The sequence below is a fragment of the Corallococcus exercitus genome (assembly GCF_042231735.1).
Classification (GTDB): Bacteria; Myxococcota; Myxococcia; order Myxococcales; family Myxococcaceae; genus Corallococcus; species Corallococcus exercitus_B.
Genome location: NZ_CP102577.1, coordinates 3,162,931 through 3,178,385 on the forward strand (window position 1 = coordinate 3,162,931; position 15,455 = coordinate 3,178,385).

Below are 15,455 nucleotides of genomic sequence, written 5' to 3' on the forward strand. Positions count from 1 at the left end.
GCCCGCGAGGGTGTCAAGCCAGGGGGCCGAGCGTACCCCCCTGGAATGACTGGGCTTTTGCGCTCAGGCTTCCACGGTGGGCGTGGGAGCAGGCGCGGCCTCCACGGAAGCCCCCGGAATGGCTGGCTCCACCACCTCGCGGCGGTAGTCGCACTCCTTGTTCGGGCAGGCGATGTAGGCGCCATCCCGCTTGGAGAACTTCTGGAGGAGGTAGGGCGACGCGCACTGCGGGCAGGCTTCCGCGAGCGGCCGGTCCCACGCGGCGAACTTGCATTCCGGGTACCGGTTGCAGCCGAAGAAGATCTTCCCGCGTCCGCTGCGGCGCTCGGTGAGGTAGCCCACCTTGCACTCCGGGCAGTTGACGCCGATGGAGATGGGCTTGGACGTCTTGCAGTCCGGGTAGCCCGAGCACGCCATGAAGCGCCCGAACCGGCCGCGCTTGATCACCATGGGCTTGCCGCACTTCTCGCACTTCTCGTCCGTGGTCTCCTCCTCCACGATGACGATCTTGCCTTCGGCGTCCCGCTTGAAGTCCTTGGTGTTCTTGCAGTCGGGGTAGTTCGAGCACGCGAGGAAGTGACCCATCTTCCCGAACTTGATGACGAACGGGTTGCCGCACTTCTCGCAGGCGATGTCGGTCTTGATCTCCTCGCGCTTGACGTCGCGCATCTCCGCTTCGGCCTTCTCCAGGGTCTCCTTGAAGGGCCCGTAGAAGTCGTGCAGCACCGTCTTCCAGGACGCGCCGCCGTCGGAGATCTGGTCCAGCTTCTCCTCCATGCTGGCCGTGAAGGACACGTCCAGCTCATGGGGGAAGTGCTTCACCAGGAGCTCGTTGGTCATCTGGCCCAGGTCCGTGGGACGGAAGCGGCTCTCCAGCTTCTCCACGTACTTCTTGTCCTGGATGTTGGAGAGGATGGCCGCGTACGTGGACGGACGCCCGATGCCGCGCTCCTCCAGCTCCTTCACCAGCGTGGCCTCGCTGAAGCGCGGGGGCGGCTGGGTGAAGTGCTGCTCGTTGAGCAGCTTGTCCAGCGTCAGCACCTCGCCCTCGTTGAGCGGGGGCAGCTCGCCCACCACGTCCTCGGCGCCCTCTTCACCGGCGGCCTTGGCCTTGTCGCGCTCGGACTCCTCTTCCGGCGTGAGGCCGGCGCCGTAGACGCCCAGGTAGCCGGGGAACTTCAGGGTGCTGCCGGACGCGCGGAAGGTGGCGCGGCCCGCGGTGATGTCCGCGGCCGTCTGGTCATACACGGCGGGCTTCATCTGGCACGCGACGAAGCGGTTCCAGATGAGCTCGTAGAGCCGGAACATGTCCAGCTCGTCCATGGCGTCGAAGAAGGGACGCACGCGCTCGGGCGGGTACTCCAGGGACGTGGGCCGGATGGCCTCGTGCGCGTCCTGGGCGCTCTTGCGGCTCTTGTAGACCATGGGCTCCGGCGGCAGGTAGTCCGCGCCGTACTTCTGGCCAATGAACTCGCGCACCTGCGTCACGGCGTCGTCGGACAGACGCGTGGAGTCCGTGCGCATGTACGTGATGAGCGCCGTCTGGCCCTCCTCACCCAGCGGCACGCCTTCGTACAGCTTCTGCGCCAGCGTCATCGTCTTCTTTGCGGTGAAGTGCAGCCGGTTCGCCGCCTCCTGCTGGAGCTTGGAGGTGATGAAGGGCGCGGGCGCGTTGCGGCGCCGCTCCTTGCGGTCCACCTTCGTCACGGTGAAGGGGGAGTCCTTCAGCTCCGCGACGAGCGCGTCCGTGGTGGCGCGGTCCTTGAGCTCCACCTTCTTGCCGTCCACGCGGGACAGCTTCGCCTTGAAGGGCGGCGGCCCCTGCGGGCCCTGCACCAGCGCGTCCAGCGTCCAGTACTCCTCCGGCTGGAAGGCCTTGATCTCCGCCTCGCGCTCCACGATCAGGCGCACCGCGACGGACTGCACGCGGCCGGCGGACAGGCCGCGGCGGATCTTCTTCCAGAGCAACGGCGAGATTTGATAGCCGACGAGCCGGTCGAGGATGCGGCGGGTCTGCTGCGAGTCGTAGTTGTCCTGGTTGAGCTCACGCGGCTGCGCGATGGCGTCCTGCACGGCGCGCTTGGTGATCTCGTTGAAGGTCACCCGGAGCGAGTCCGGGTGGCCCAGCTCCTCCTTGATGTGCCAGGCGATGGCCTCGCCCTCGCGGTCGGGGTCCGTCGCCAGGAAGACGCGGTCCACCGTCTTGGCCATCTTCTTCAGCTCGTTGAGGACCTTCTCCTTGCCCTTGATGACCGTGTACTCGGGCTTGAAGTCGTCCTCCACGTCGACGCCAATCTTGCTCTTGGGCAGGTCCTTCACGTGCCCCACGGACGCCTTCACCGTGTAGCCGGAGCCCAGGTACTTCTTGATGGTCTTCGCCTTGGCGGGAGACTCCACCACCACCAGGTAGTGCGGGCCCTTGCCACGACGCTCGGGCACTTCTTCTTCCGCGTCCGCATCCGCGTCCACGGTGGGCAGTTCGTCGCCGTCCGCGCCACGGCGGCGGGCCGCCGTCTTCTTCTTGGCGGTGGTCTTCTTCGCCGCCGTCTTCTTCTTGGCGGCCTTCTTGGCCGCCGGCTTCTTCGAGGCCGCCTTCTTGGGCGTCTCCTCCGCCGTCGCGTCCGTCTGCGCCGCCTGTGTCTTCTTCCGCGTGGCCATGGCTCTCCTACCTCGAACTGCCTCTAAACCTTCTCGTACCGTTTACCCGGGTGCTGGACCACCAGCCCCGACAATTCCAACTCCACCAGGGCGCTCGTGAGCGCCGCGGGCGACAGCGGGCTTGCGGCGAGCACCTCGTCGAACGAACGGGGAACCCGGTCCAACAGCCCATAGGCCCCGCGCGCTTCCACCGACAGCGCCTCCCACCACCCGGCATCCCGCCCCGCTGGCACCGCACGGACCGGATGAACGCCCACCACCGCACAGATCGTTTCAGCGGACGTGCATGCGCGGGCCCGCCCGTCCGCCAGCAGGGCGTTGCAGCCCGCCGCGGCCGGCTGCCAGACGTCCCCGGGCAGCGCGAACACCGGCCGGCCCTGCACCCGCGCGGCCTCCGCCGTGTACAGGCTCCCGGAGCCCTCCCCGGCCCGCATCACCAGCACCGCGTCCGACGCGCCAGCGATGAGCCGGTTGCGCCGGGGGAAGGTCGTCGTGCTCGCCCGGACCCCGGGCGGCAGCTCGCTGAAGTACACCCCGCCCCGCTCGAGGAAGTGGGGCAGCAGCCGGGCCTGGGCGGGGTCCAACGCGTCCAGCGCGGAGCCCAGGAAGGCCCACGTCTCCCCGCCCACGTCCAGCGCGCCCCAGTGGCACGCCCGGTCCACGCCCTCCGCCGCGCCCGACACCACCCCCACCCCGGCCTCCGCCACCCTCCGGGCGAAGGTGCGCGCGAACGGCAGGAAGCCCTGGTCCGGGTGGCGGCTGCCCACCATGGCCAGCCTGCGCCGGGGAGGCCCCGGGTCTCCCAGGTGGAACAGCAGCGGCGGCGCGTCCTCCACCCCCACCAGCCGGGCGGGATAGGCCGGCGAGCCCGCGAAGGCCACCTGGAGTCCCGCCCGGGCACAGGCCTCTTCCGTCCGGGACGCCAGGGTGTCCAGCGATGCGACGGCGGCCAGCCGCTGGCGGACGGTGGAAGGCACCGGCACGTCGGCCACCCAGTCCCGCACGGGTGTGGACGCAAGTCGGGCCAGCGCTCCCCCGGCGAACGCACGCACGCCGGCCAGCGTCCGGGGCCCCAGGCCGGCAATGGCCCAGAGCGCCAGGGTGGCGCGCTGCTCGTCCCAGGGTGGGTTGATGTCCGTCGCTGTGTCCGCCATGCCGTCCCCGCCTGTTTCCCACCTATATAGAGGTGGTCCCGGGAGGGGCGTGACACATAACACCGGAACTTCGGGGGTCAAGCGACCCGCCCTTCCCGGGCGGGCCGGAATGCAGCATTCCTGCCGTTCGCCGCCTGCGTCCTCAGCGGCTGGCGGTGGGCGTTCCGTCCTTGCGCATGGTGGCGCGGTCGCCGGCGGAGACCTCCACCAGGGAGCGGGTCAGCAGGCAGTTGGAGGTGCGCTCACGCACTTCGGTGACCATGCACTGGGCCACGGCCTCCCAGGGGTAGGCCTTCTGGCCCTTGCCGGCGTCTCCCATCTTGTAGTCGCTGCGGCCGAGCACATCCAGGCTCGGGTCGCCGCGGCGCTCGATGGTGAAGGTGTTGCCCACCTGCACGCCGTCCGCGGTGCCGCGGTCCACGACGACGAAGTTGTGCTCGCCCAGCAGCGTCTGGCCCGGCGTCATCGGCGTGAGCACGTAGCCGGGGATCTCCTTGCTGTTGGGCTTGGGGGCGACGCGCTCCGACAGCTTCTCGCTGGAGGGGCCCACCAGGTCCCCGCGGGAGATGGGGTCCCACGTCTCCGTGATGCGCGCGGTCACCACGTCGTTGTTGATGGCGACGACCTGCACCGTGCCCAGGAGCTCCGTGAGGTAGCCCGTGCGCGCGTTCGTCACCGGGTGCTTCACCTCTTCCACGGTGTGGAAGATGACGTAGCGGTCGCCCAGCTTGGCGGCGCCGCGCTTCTTGAAGGACAGGTAGACCTTCTCCGGGGCGGAGAGCATCAGCGCCTCGGAGGCCGAGCCGTCGATGCGGCCCGCCTCGTCCAGCTCGCGCGTCGTCACGAAGCCCTTGGTCGTCACCGGGCGCGCGTTGGCGGGGTCGTAGCCGATCTTGCCGACCACGGACACCAGGCTGCCGCCGCTCACGTCCGTGGGCGCCGCCACGTCGTCGGAGGGCAGGTCGCCCCCTTCCACGCGCGCGGGGACCTCCTCGCCGCCGGGGAAGAACTTCACGTTGTTGCCCGGGTAGATCCAGTGCGGGTTGGCGATCTGCGGGTTGTAGGACCAGACCTTGGGCCAGTACCAGGGGCTGCCCAGGTAGCGTTGGGACAGGTCCCACAGCGTGTCGCCGGTCTCCACGGTGTGCACCTGGCCGGGCGCGCTCTCACGGCCCTGCGGGGCGCCGGGCGGGAGCGTGACGGAGGTGGGGCGCTGCTCCACGTCGTCGGAGATGTCCTGCCCTTCCGTCTCCGTGGAGGCCGGCTGGGGTTCCTCCTCCTGCGCGTCCTGGGCGAAAGCCGTCCATGCCGGCGCGACGGTGAGGGGCACGAGCAGGGAGGCGAGGATCCGGGAGCGCATCGGACGACGTCCTTTCACAAAAGGTCTCAAGGCGAGAGCGCGGCGAGCCGCTGCTCCGCCTGCGTGGCGGCGGCCGTCCCCGGGAACTGGGTGACGACGCGGGTATAGAGGGCACGGGCATCCACGGCCTGGTTCAGCCGCACCCGGCACTCCGCGAGCCGGAGCATGCCGTCCTGGACGGCATCCCCAGCGGGGTAGTTCTTGATGAGCTTTTCGAACGTCTTCGCCGCGCCGGCCGCGTCCTTGAGCCCCATCTGGCCCAGGCCGCTGAAGTACAGGGCGTTGTCGGCGCGGGGGTGGCGCGGGTTCTCCGCCGCGAAGCGCGTGAGCGTCTCCACGCCGCCCTCCACGTTGCCGGTGCGCAGCATGGCCACCGCGCGCTCGTACTCGGCGTCGAGGATGTCCGGATCCTTCTCCGGCGGCTCCATGCGAGTGGGAGTCGCGGAGCCCGTCGAGCCCGAGGAGCCCTCCACCGGGGAGATGAACATCTCCATCTGATCCGGATCCGGCTCCACCACCGCCACCGCCGTGTTGATGCGCGGCGCGGGGTCCTTCTTCGGCTTGAGCCGCACCACCGTCAACTCCGCCGGGGCCATGCCCAGCGCCTCGCCGCCTTCAGGCGAAGCGGCCTCCGGCTTCGCGCTGGCGGCGGTGGCCGGGGACGCGGTGGGGGCCGGGGAGACGGAGCGGGCGCGGGAGACGGCGTCGCGGTTCTCCAGCCGCTCCAGGCGCTCCACGAGCGACGCCTGGGCGGCGCGCAGCGTGCGCACCTCCGCCTCCAGCCGGCCCACTTCCGTCTGGGAAGCGGCGGTGGTGGCGCAGGCGGTCGGCGCGGACAGCGCGACAGCGGCAAACAGGCGGAAGAGGAAGGGACGCACCGGCACGAGCCTGGACGGAGGGGATTCCAGGTCGAGGATAGGAAGGCCGGTCGGAGACCGTCAAGAAAACGACCCTGACGGGCCTCCGCTAGAAGCGATGCAGCACGAAGTTGAGGTGACGTCCGGTGCGTCCCGCGTCCCGCCGGTGGGAGAAGAACCGGTCGCGCTCACACGCCGTACAGGCCTGTAGCACGTCCACGTGCTCCGGCTTGAGGCCCGCCTTCAAGAGGGAGGACTTCACCGCGCGTGGCAGGTCCAGGTGCGGCTTGTCCCCCGCGCGGACGACGTCCGGACCGAAGCGCGCGCGGAAGCGGTCCCCCAGCTCCGGCGACACCTCGTAGCAGCACGCCTGGATGCAGGGGCCCACCGCCGCCAGCAGGTCCTCCGGCCGGCTGCCCCGCGCCACCAGCGTCTCCACCGTGCGGGCGCTGATCTCCAGGTCCGTGCCCTTCCATCCGGAGTGCACCGCCGCCACGCGCCGGCCGCGTGGATCAACAATCAGCACCGGCACGCAGTCCGCGGTGCCCACCGCCACCCAGCTCCCCTCCCCTTCCGTCCACAGGGCGTCGGCCTCGCCCAGCGTCGGGCGCAGCACCTCGTCGGCTTCGCCGCGCGCCTCCAGCACCGTGTCGCCATGCACCTGCGACACCCGGCAGAGCGCGCCCAGCTTCGCGCCCGCGGCCTGGGCCAGGCGGCGGTGGTTCTCCTCCACGCGCGAGCGCTCGTCGCCCACGGAGAAGCCCAGGTTCAGGGACGCGTAGGGCCCTTCGGACACCCCACCCGCGCGAGTGGCGAAGCCGTGCGGCACCGGCAGCAGCGCGGACGTGAGGAACTGGGGCGTGGACATGGGCGTACTTCCTAACCCCGGGCGGACTTCCGGGCGCGGTCTTCAGGAGGGCGTCCACCGTGCCATGGGTGCAGCCCCTGAAAACAGGAACACGCTGGGGAACCACACTCCAGGTTCAATATTTCGACGCCAATGCGTTTGACAGGGCGTGTCATGCCCCTGACAATTTTCAACACTCCAGCACTCGCGGACAGAACGCGAAGGCCCGGAGCACACTGCGCCCCGCACATGGCCCTCGGTTCCGAGACGATTGGCAGGAAGCTCTTGTGGAGCATCGCCCTGCCCGGGTTGGTGGTGGCGCTCCTGGGCGTGGGTCACTTCTCACGCGAGGCACGACAGGCGGTGCGCGAAGGCACGCACCTGGAGGCGCTCGCGCTGGCGGAGTCCGTCGCCTCCACCTTCACGCTGCCGCAGGCGCCGGGCGCGGCTCCGCATGGCGCGGTGGCGGACGTGCTGTCGTCGGACACGCGGCTGTTCCGCTCCGTGGAGGACCTGCGGGTGCTGACGCCGGACGGGCGCATCCGCTGGAGCCGGCGGCCGGCCGAGCAGGGCCATCCGCACCCGGAGGCCGCGCGGCTGTCCGCGACGGGGCCGGAGACGGCGCGCTCCAGCGCGCACGGCACGGAGGTGGTGCGGCCCCTGGGCGGCCCGGAGTGCTCCGGCTGTCACACCGGCGAGGCCGCGCAGCGCATGGGCGTGCTCCAGGTGCGCCTGGGCGAGCCCGCGCTGCACCGCCAGCTCCAGACGGTGTTCCAGGACGCGCTGGGCGCGATGGTGTTCTTCGTGGGCATCCTGGCGCTCGTCACCTGGCTGTCGCTGCGCTTCGTGCTCACCGCGCCGCTCAAGCGGCTGAGCGAGGCCATGGGGCGCGCGGCGGACGGCGACCTGCTGGTGCGCGCCGAAGCGCGGGGCACGGATGAGATTTCGCGGCTGGGCGCGGCCTTCAACCAGATGCTCGCGCGGCTCACCTCCATGAAGGTGGAGGAGATCGACACGCACCGCGACCTCCAGCTGGTGAAGGAGAAGCTGGCGCTGAAGGACGAGCTGGAGGAGCGCCTGCGGGAGCTGTCGCTGCTGTACGACGTGGCGCGCTCGCTCAACACCACGCTGGAGCTGGACGAGCTCCTGTCGCGCATCACGCGCATGGTGGTGGAGCGGCTGCACATCCCCGACTTCTCCATCATGCTCCTCAACGAGGAGGGCCTGCTGGAGGTGAAGCACGCGTGGCCGCAGGGCCGGGGCCTGGAGGGCCACACCTTCGCCGTGGGCGAGGGCGCATGCGGCCGGGCCGCCCAGACGCGCAAGGCGGTGTACCTGCCGGACCTGTCGGACGGCACCAGCATCTTCGCGCGGCGCGGCCTGCGCGGCGGCTCCGAGCAGGGCACGCTCCTGGCCGTGCCCATCGTGCACGCGGAGACCCTGCTGGGCGTCATCAACTTCCAGCGCCCGGAGACGGCGAGCATCTCCGCGGAGGAGATCGAGCTCTTCACCGCCGTGGCGGACCAGGCCGCGACGGCGGTGACGAACGCGCGCCTGCACGCGGAGACGGTGAAGCTCACGCTGACGGACTCGCTCACGGGCGTGCCCAACCGCCGCCACCTCTTCCAGCGGCTGGACCTGGAGCTGGCGCGGGCCCAGCGCTTCGGCGTGCCGCTGGCCCTGCTGATGGTGGACGTGGACCACTTCAAGCGGCTCAACGACCTGGCCGGCCACCGCGCCGGAGACGAGACGCTGCGCCGGGTCTCCGACGTGCTGCGCACGCGCGCGCGCAAGGTGGACACGCTGGGGCGCTACGGCGGCGAGGAGTTCGTGCTGCTCCTGCCGCAGGTGTCCAAGGCCACGGCGGTGGAGGTCGCGGAGACGCTGCGCCGCGCGGTGGCGGACGCCGTCACGCTCAACCGTCCGGGGCTGCCCGGTGGGCACGTCACGGTGTCCATCGGCGTCTCGCACTTCCCCACGGACGCGACGTCGCAGGACATGCTGGTGGACTGCGCGGACTCGGCGCTCTATTGCAGCAAGCGGACGGGGCGCAACCGGGTGACGGCCTTCGAGCCCGGCATGGAGGTGCACCCCGGCCGCGAGCGCAGCATCACCGCGCCGCCCACGGACGCGCCCACCACGCCTCCCGCGCCCCCGGGCATCGCGAAGGCCTGAGCGCAGGGCTTGGGAAGCGCCCTGCCCCGCTGACGCCTACCGCTGCACGAGCGTGCGGACCACCGGCAGCATCAGGTCCGCCCACTCGTCGTAGCCCGCCGAGGACGGGTGGAAGCCGTCCGAGCAGAAGAAGTCCGGCCGCCGGGGGATCATCTCGCGGCTGGCCTCGTAGAGGTCCACCAGGTGCAGGCCGTGCGCGCGGGCCACCGAGGCGATGGCTTCGTTGAACGGCTCGATGCGCCCTTCGTACAGCGCGCTGGGCACCATCTTCGCGATGGGCGCGAGCGCCATGTCCGCGATGTTCACCACGACCATGGACGCGCCGGTCTGCTTCAGCCGCCGGGCGATGCGGTCCAGGTCGTCCTGGAACTCCGCCACCTCGGTGCCTCGCCAGATGTCGTTGGTGCCCACGCCCAGGGTGATGAGCGTGGGCTGCAACGCGATGACGCGCTTGAGGGCGTTGTTGACGACGTCGCGCACGCGCGCGCCGCTCTGCCCCAGGTTGGTATGGCCCACGGGGAGGCCGCCCTGCCGGAGGCGGGAGGCGAGCCGGTCGGGATAGCCCCCGCCCTGTGACGCCCCCACCCCCACCGCCGTGCTGTCACCCAACGAGACGTAGTTGATGCTCATCGACGTTCGTCCACCCCCGTGTTCAAGCCGCTGTCGTGAATCCAGAAGCCCTGCCGTCCGGCCTCAGGGCACCGTCAGCGCGCGCAGCAGGCGCCCGCCGCCGGGACCGGCCACGCGCAAGAGCAGCGTGCTGCCCTTGGGCGCGGCGCGGATGGCGGCGGCCAGCTCCTTCGCGCTGGCGATGGGCTTGCGGTTCGCCTCCACCACCAGCATGCCCGGGGCCAGCTGCGCGCGGTCCGCGGGCGAGCCCGGGACGATGTCGGTGATGAGCGCGCCGGCGCGCTCGGTGAAGCCCGCCTGGGACGCCGTGCGGGCATCCAGGTCCTGGAGGGACACGCCCACGCGGCGCGAGCTGTCCTGCTCGTCGGCGGCCTCCGGCTTCTTCTTGGTCAGCCCCTCCAGGTCCGGCCGGGTGCCCATCGTCACCTTGACGTCCTGCTTCTTGCCGTCGCGGTAGAGGCTCAGCGTCGTGACGCTGTTGGGCTTCTTGAGCGCCACGGTGCGGGTGAGCTCGCTGTCGGAGCGCACGGGCTTGCCGTCCACGGCCACCACCACGTCGTCCGCCTTGAGCCCGGCCTTCGCCGCGGGGGAGCCGGGGTTGATCTGCGTGAGGATGGCGCCCTCGCTCACCGGCAGCTTCAGCGCCTGCCCCAGCTCGCGCGTGAGCGGCTGGATGCCCACGCCCAGCCAGCCGCGCGTGACGGAGCCCTCCTTCTCCAGCTGCGGCAGGAGCGCCTTGATGAGGTTGCTGGGCACGGAGAAGCCGATGCCCGTGCCGCCGCCGACGATGGCGGTGTTGATGCCCACCACCTCGCCCTTCATGTTGAAGAGCGGGCCGCCGGAGTTGCCGGGGTTGATGGCCGCGTCCGTCTGCAGGAAGTCGTCGTACACGCTGGCGCCAATCTCCCGGGCGCGCGCGGACAGGATGCCCACGCTCACGCTGGAGGCCAGGCCGAACGGGTTGCCGATGGCCAGCACCCAGTCACCGACGCGCACGGCGTCGGAGTCCCCCAGCTTCACCGAGGGGAGCTGATCCACCTTCTCCTTCACCTTCACCACGGCCACGTCGGTGAGCGGGTCGCGCCCCACCACCTCGCCCGTGAACGAACGGCCGTCGTCCAGGCGGATGGTGATGGTGACCGCGTCCTCGATGACGTGGTTGTTGGTGAGCACCAGGCCCTTGGGGTCGATGATGAAGCCGGACCCGGCGCCCTGGCGGATCTGCTCGCGATCGCCGCGGCCGCGGCCCCGCCCGTTGCCCCCGAAGAAGCGGTCGAAGAGGGGGTTGTCCTCCATGCCCTCGGGCACTTCGGGACGGGCCTGCACGTCCACGTTCACCACGGCGGACTTCACCGACTCCACCAGCGGCGCCAGCGAGGCCAGCGACTGGGCCTCACGCGTCGCGGGCTGGAGGTTGCCGGCCTGCCCGGAGGCCGCCTGCTGCGTCTTGGGCGCGGACGGCTGGGGAGCGGGGGCCTGCGCGAGCGCGAGCGTGGGTGACACCAGCACCAGCACGGCGGCCACGAGCTTGCGACGGAACGGAGGGAGCGTGTGGGTCATGGGTTCCTTCAACCTAAAGCGGAAACGAAGCCCCGCAACCGGAACGACATTGCCCGGTGGCGCCAGGTGAACGCCCGGCCCGGCCGCCTGTTCCCGGAGCGTTCAAACGGGCCGGTAGACGCGGTAGTCCAGCTCGGGGAACAGGTTGTCGCGGGCCTCCACGTGGGATAGCCAGGCCTCGTCGACGGTGCCGGCGCGCACCTGGTCGTGCAGGCGGAGGAAGCGCTGCAGGTGCTCCTTCGTGCGGCGCACGGCGTAGTCCACCATGGTGCCGGTCTTCATGATGAAGGCCCAGTCGGAGGACTGCGCGAGGAGCAGCTCGCGCGCGGCCTGGTTCAGGGCCCGGCGCTTGAGGGACGACGCGTCCGGGAAGTCCCGGGCCAGCTCCACCATCTGCCGCGCGGCGTGGTTCAAGTGCCGGTAGATCCAGTCGTTGGTCCCGTCCAGCCACATGTTCGCGTAGCCGCCCGCGCCCCAGGACGACATGGGCGGCGTGGCCACCTGGTTCTCCGGGTGCTCGCGCAGGTCGTCCAGCGGGCTGATGAGCTGGAAGCGGCTGGGGTTGCGCGCGGCCTGGCGGATGAGCGCGTCGATGAAGTGGGGACCCTCGAACCACCAGTGGCCGAAGAGCTCCGCGTCATACGGCGCGACGACCACGGGCTTGCGGCCGCCCATGCGCGACGCGAGGTATTCGAACTGGCGCTCGCGGTTGAAGAGGAAGTTGCCCGCGTGGACCCAGGCGCGCTCGCGGGCCGCGGCCGGGTTGTAGGGCTGCTTGTCGTTCGTCTTGCCGGTGATGCGGAAGTACTTGAAGCCCGTGTTCTTGCGGTCGCCGGTGGGCTGGATGAAGGGCCGGATGTAGTCCAGGTCCAGGTCCCAGCCGATGTCCCGGTAGAACTCGCGGTAGACGGGGTCGCCGGGGTAGCCGTGCTCGGTGCTCCACACCTGCTGGCTGCTCTCCGGATCTCTCGCGAAGGCGGCGACGCCGGGCTCCGTGAAGACGGGCGCGTAGGGGCCGTGCAGCGGACGGGGCGTGGCGTCCGTGAGCGCGTGCGTGTCGACGAAGAAGTAGCGGATGCGCTCGGCGGAGAGGACGCGCTCCAGGCCCGGGTAGTAGCCGCACTCGGCCAGCCAGATGCCGGCGGGGTCGCGGCCGAAGTTCTGGCGGTAGTGGTTCGCCGCGACGGTGACCTGGGCGCGCACGGCCTCCGGCGTCTGCTGCATCAGCGGCAGGAAGCCGTGGGTCGCGTTGCAGGTGAGGATGTCCAGGTGGCCCGCGTCCTGGAGCCTGCGGAACGCGGCCACGAGGTCGCGCTTGTAGTGGTTGTGGTACGCGAGGCGCAGCGATTCGAAGTGGTCGCGGTGGAAGACGGCCAGCGGGTGGAAGGTGGCGTCGTCGCGGGTGCGGTGCACCTCGCGGGCGCCCAGCTCGCAGAGCAGGTCCAGCCGCCGGGCGTAGCGCTCACGCAAGAGGTCGTCGTTGAGCATCGACACCAGCGTGGGCGAGAGCGTCATCGTCACCCGGAAGGGGACGCGGTCCTCGACCAGCGTGTCGAACACGCGCAGGAGCGGCAGGTACGTCTCGGAGATGGCCTCGTAGAGCCAGTCCTCCTCGAGGAAGTCCTCGTACTCAGGGTGGCGGACGAACGGCAGGTGCGCGTGAAGGACCAGCGCGAGGGAGCCCAGGCTCATAGGTCGGTCGGAGAAGCCGTGCGGGTTCACTTACGTCCACGGCGTGAGGGCCGGGACTTGGAGGAGGACTTGGAGTCCGGAGACTTGGGCTCCGAAGGGTTCTTGGCCGCCTTCGGAGGCGCGGCGGAGGAAGCGGGCTCGGAGGCCTTGGAGGCGGCTGGCGTCGAGGGTGCTTCGGCCTTGGCGGGAGCCTCGGCCTTCGCGGGCACAGGACTCGCCGGAGGCACGGAGGCCGGTGCGGCCCTTCGCGCTGCCTCGGCGGCCTCACGGGCCCGGTCGAGCGCGCGCTGTTCGGACGCGGTGGGGCCGCGCGCCACGCTCAAGGCCCATGGGTCCTTGGGAGGCTCGGGCTCCGAGGGCCGCCACGAATCCGTGGAGCCCGCCGCCGGAGCAGGTGCACCGGAGGAGAACGAAGTCTCGGCGCCCGCCGGAGTCGGAGTCGCCACGGCGTCGGGACGCGACACCGGCAGGTCCCGCGCTTCCAGCACCTCGCCCTGCGACGAGGTCGCGGCCACCTGCGCGCGCGGCTCCTCCAGATAGCGAGCGTCCGAAGCCCCGGCCGCTCGTGGCACCGTCAGGTACTGCTGATCCGACGCACCCGTCGCGCGATCCACGGACAGGTAACGCTGATCCGAAGCGCCCGCCGCCCGGGGCACGGTGAGGTACTTCTGATCCGAGGCCCCCGTCACACGATCCGCGGACAGGTAGCGTTGATCCGAAGCCCCCGCGGCCCGGGACACGGTCAGGTACTGCTGGTCCGAAGCGCCCGCTTCCCGGGACACGGTCAGGTACTGCTGGTCCGAAGCTCCCGCCGCGCGCGGCACGGTCAGGTACCGCTGATCCGAAGCCCCCGGTGCACGCGGCACCTCCAGATACCCCTGCCCTGCCGCCCCCTCCACGTACCGCTGGTCCGAAGCGCCCGGCGCGCGCGGCACCTCCAGATAGCGGTACTCCGACACGCCGCCCGGAAGCACCTTCTGCCCGTACCGCTGATCCGAAGCGCCCGGCGCACGCGGCACCTCCAGATACTGGGGCCCCGCCACCTCCCCGCCCTGCCCGTAACGCTGGTCCGAAGCCCCCGGAGCCCGCTCCACGGACAGATAGCGCTGATCCGAAGCGCCAGGTGCGCGCGACGGGGCCAGCACCGCGCCCTCACCGAGCGTCGCCTCCCCCATGCGCGCGTAACGCTGATCCGAAGCGCCAGGCGCACGCGGCGCGCTCTCCAGATAGGCCTCTTCCGCGTAGCGCTGGTCCGAAGCCCCCGGGACACGCGGCGCATCGACATAGGCCTCGTCGCGCTCGCGGTGGACCTCCGGCACGTCCACCATGCCCGCGCTGCCCGGCAGCTTCACCCGGCGCCAGGTCACGTACTCGCGCTCCTCCACCCGGGGGACGCGCGCGGTCGCCGCCGAGGGAACCCCCTCCGGGCGCAGCCGGTCCACCACGGGAGGCGGCGGCATGCGCAGGAACCGGATGGACGTGTCCTCCGAAGGCCCGGCGGGCGGCAGCGTGGCCCGATTGGACGAATGTCCGATGCGGCGCGAGCGGCCATCCGAACCGACGAAGTGCGCCTCCACCCGGTACGTGCGCCCGGGCGTCATGCCCTGCAGGTAGAAGCTGCGCGACTCCAGCGCGAAGTCCACCTCGCGCGACACGCCCTCGCCGTCGAACACCTTCATCACGGCGCGCGGCGACGGCAGGTCGTCCAGCGCCCGGTTGCGGCTCGCGTCGCTGAAGTCCCAGAAGACGAAGAGCGTGTGCGGATCCCGCGCGAGCAGCACCATCGCGTCGTCCTGGTAGTCCAGGGGCAGCATGCCCAGGTGCTCGTCCCGCTCGGGCGACGCATCCGCGGGAGGCAGGCGCGGCGCCTGCTCCTCCAATAGGTGGTGGCGGCGCGCTTCCTTCTCCCCCGCCATCTTCGTCACGAAGAACCCCTCGACCAGGGGCTCGGCGGCATGCGGGGGCTCGCTCGCGGGCGCGGGCTTCGCGGCGGCGGGCACGTCCCCCTTGGGCGCGCTCGACGGGCGCGGCGTCGGCGCATCCGGAGCCAGGGGCTGCGTGTCCTCGTCGTCCGGGTCGCGGCGCGCCTTGCCCCGGGCGGGGAACGTCACCACCCGCGCGGGGCGCGTCTTGGGGCCACCGGGCTCCGTGATGGGCTCCTCGGAAAGTTCCCGTGCCTGTGATGCGGCGGAGCCCTCAGGCGAAGGCAGGGGCACGGTCTCGGGGGCCGGTTCGGGGACGGGACGTGAATCCGCCCGGCCGGAATCCAGCGCCCGCTCCTCGCCGCCCACGTCACCGGAGCCGCGCCGGGACGTCGCCAGCCCGGCCATGCGCGCGAGCCGCCCCAGGGCGGGAATGCGCTCGGTCAGCGAGGTGACGAACTCCCGCCCGCGGGACGCGCCAGCCCCATCCCGGAGGTATTTCCGGGCCAGCTGCCGCAGGTAGCTCACGGTGACGCCCTTCCGCTCATCCATGGACACCTCGCCTCGTTATGACGCGGCATACAGGGGGTCAACGCATCC

The 15,455-nt window shown here is 71.1% G+C and carries 10 protein-coding genes; 1 reads left to right on the forward strand and 9 read right to left on the reverse strand.

Translation table 11 applies throughout. The annotated features are described in order from the left end of the window. Nucleotides 1–63: 63 nt before the first annotated feature. The 5 genes from topA to pgeF form a co-directional block, all read right to left on the reverse strand. Entirely contained in the window at nucleotides 64–2,658 is a 2,595-nt protein-coding gene (gene topA, locus NR792_RS12085; protein WP_375760201.1) for a type I DNA topoisomerase, read from the reverse strand. Nucleotides 2,659–2,681: 23 nt separating this feature from the next. Next, the gene (locus tag NR792_RS12090; RefSeq protein WP_375760202.1) at nucleotides 2,682–3,812 is read right to left on the reverse strand and encodes a DNA-processing protein DprA; all 1,131 of its coding nucleotides are present in this window, start codon (nucleotides 3,810–3,812) and stop codon (nucleotides 2,682–2,684) included. Nucleotides 3,813–3,954: 142 nt separating this feature from the next. Next, the gene (locus NR792_RS12095; protein WP_375760203.1) at nucleotides 3,955–5,172 is read right to left on the reverse strand and encodes a LysM peptidoglycan-binding domain-containing protein; all 1,218 of its coding nucleotides are present in this window, start codon (nucleotides 5,170–5,172) and stop codon (nucleotides 3,955–3,957) included. Between the two features lie 26 nt (nucleotides 5,173–5,198). Further along, nucleotides 5,199–6,056, reverse strand: a complete 858-nt coding sequence (locus tag NR792_RS12100) for a tol-pal system YbgF family protein (RefSeq protein ID WP_375760204.1) — start codon at nucleotides 6,054–6,056, stop codon at nucleotides 5,199–5,201. A gap of 82 nt (nucleotides 6,057–6,138) precedes the next feature. Next, a complete protein-coding gene (pgeF, locus tag NR792_RS12105) occupies nucleotides 6,139–6,897 on the reverse strand; it encodes a peptidoglycan editing factor PgeF (protein ID WP_375760205.1) in 759 nt (252 codons plus the stop codon). 228 nt (nucleotides 6,898–7,125) lie between these two features. On the opposite strand from pgeF, the gene NR792_RS12110 reads away from it, so the two are divergent. Then, nucleotides 7,126–9,051 (forward strand): diguanylate cyclase, encoded by a 1,926-nt coding sequence (locus NR792_RS12110; RefSeq protein ID WP_375760206.1) that lies wholly within the window; start codon nucleotides 7,126–7,128, stop codon nucleotides 9,049–9,051. 36 nt (nucleotides 9,052–9,087) lie between these two features. On the opposite strand, the gene NR792_RS12115 is transcribed toward NR792_RS12110, so the two are convergent. The 4 genes from NR792_RS12115 to NR792_RS12130 form a co-directional block, all read right to left on the reverse strand. Next, entirely contained in the window at nucleotides 9,088–9,681 is a 594-nt protein-coding gene (locus NR792_RS12115; RefSeq protein ID WP_375760207.1) for an SGNH/GDSL hydrolase family protein, read from the reverse strand. Between the two features lie 63 nt (nucleotides 9,682–9,744). Then, a complete protein-coding gene (locus tag NR792_RS12120) occupies nucleotides 9,745–11,241 on the reverse strand; it encodes a trypsin-like peptidase domain-containing protein (RefSeq protein WP_375760208.1) in 1,497 nt (498 codons plus the stop codon). 102 nt (nucleotides 11,242–11,343) lie between these two features. Next, a complete protein-coding gene (locus NR792_RS12125; protein WP_375760209.1) occupies nucleotides 11,344–12,933 on the reverse strand; it encodes a glycoside hydrolase family 57 protein in 1,590 nt (529 codons plus the stop codon). Nucleotides 12,934–12,959: 26 nt separating this feature from the next. After that, nucleotides 12,960–15,407, reverse strand: a complete 2,448-nt coding sequence (locus NR792_RS12130; RefSeq protein ID WP_375760210.1) for a DUF4912 domain-containing protein — start codon at nucleotides 15,405–15,407, stop codon at nucleotides 12,960–12,962. Nucleotides 15,408–15,455: the final 48 nt, after the last annotated feature.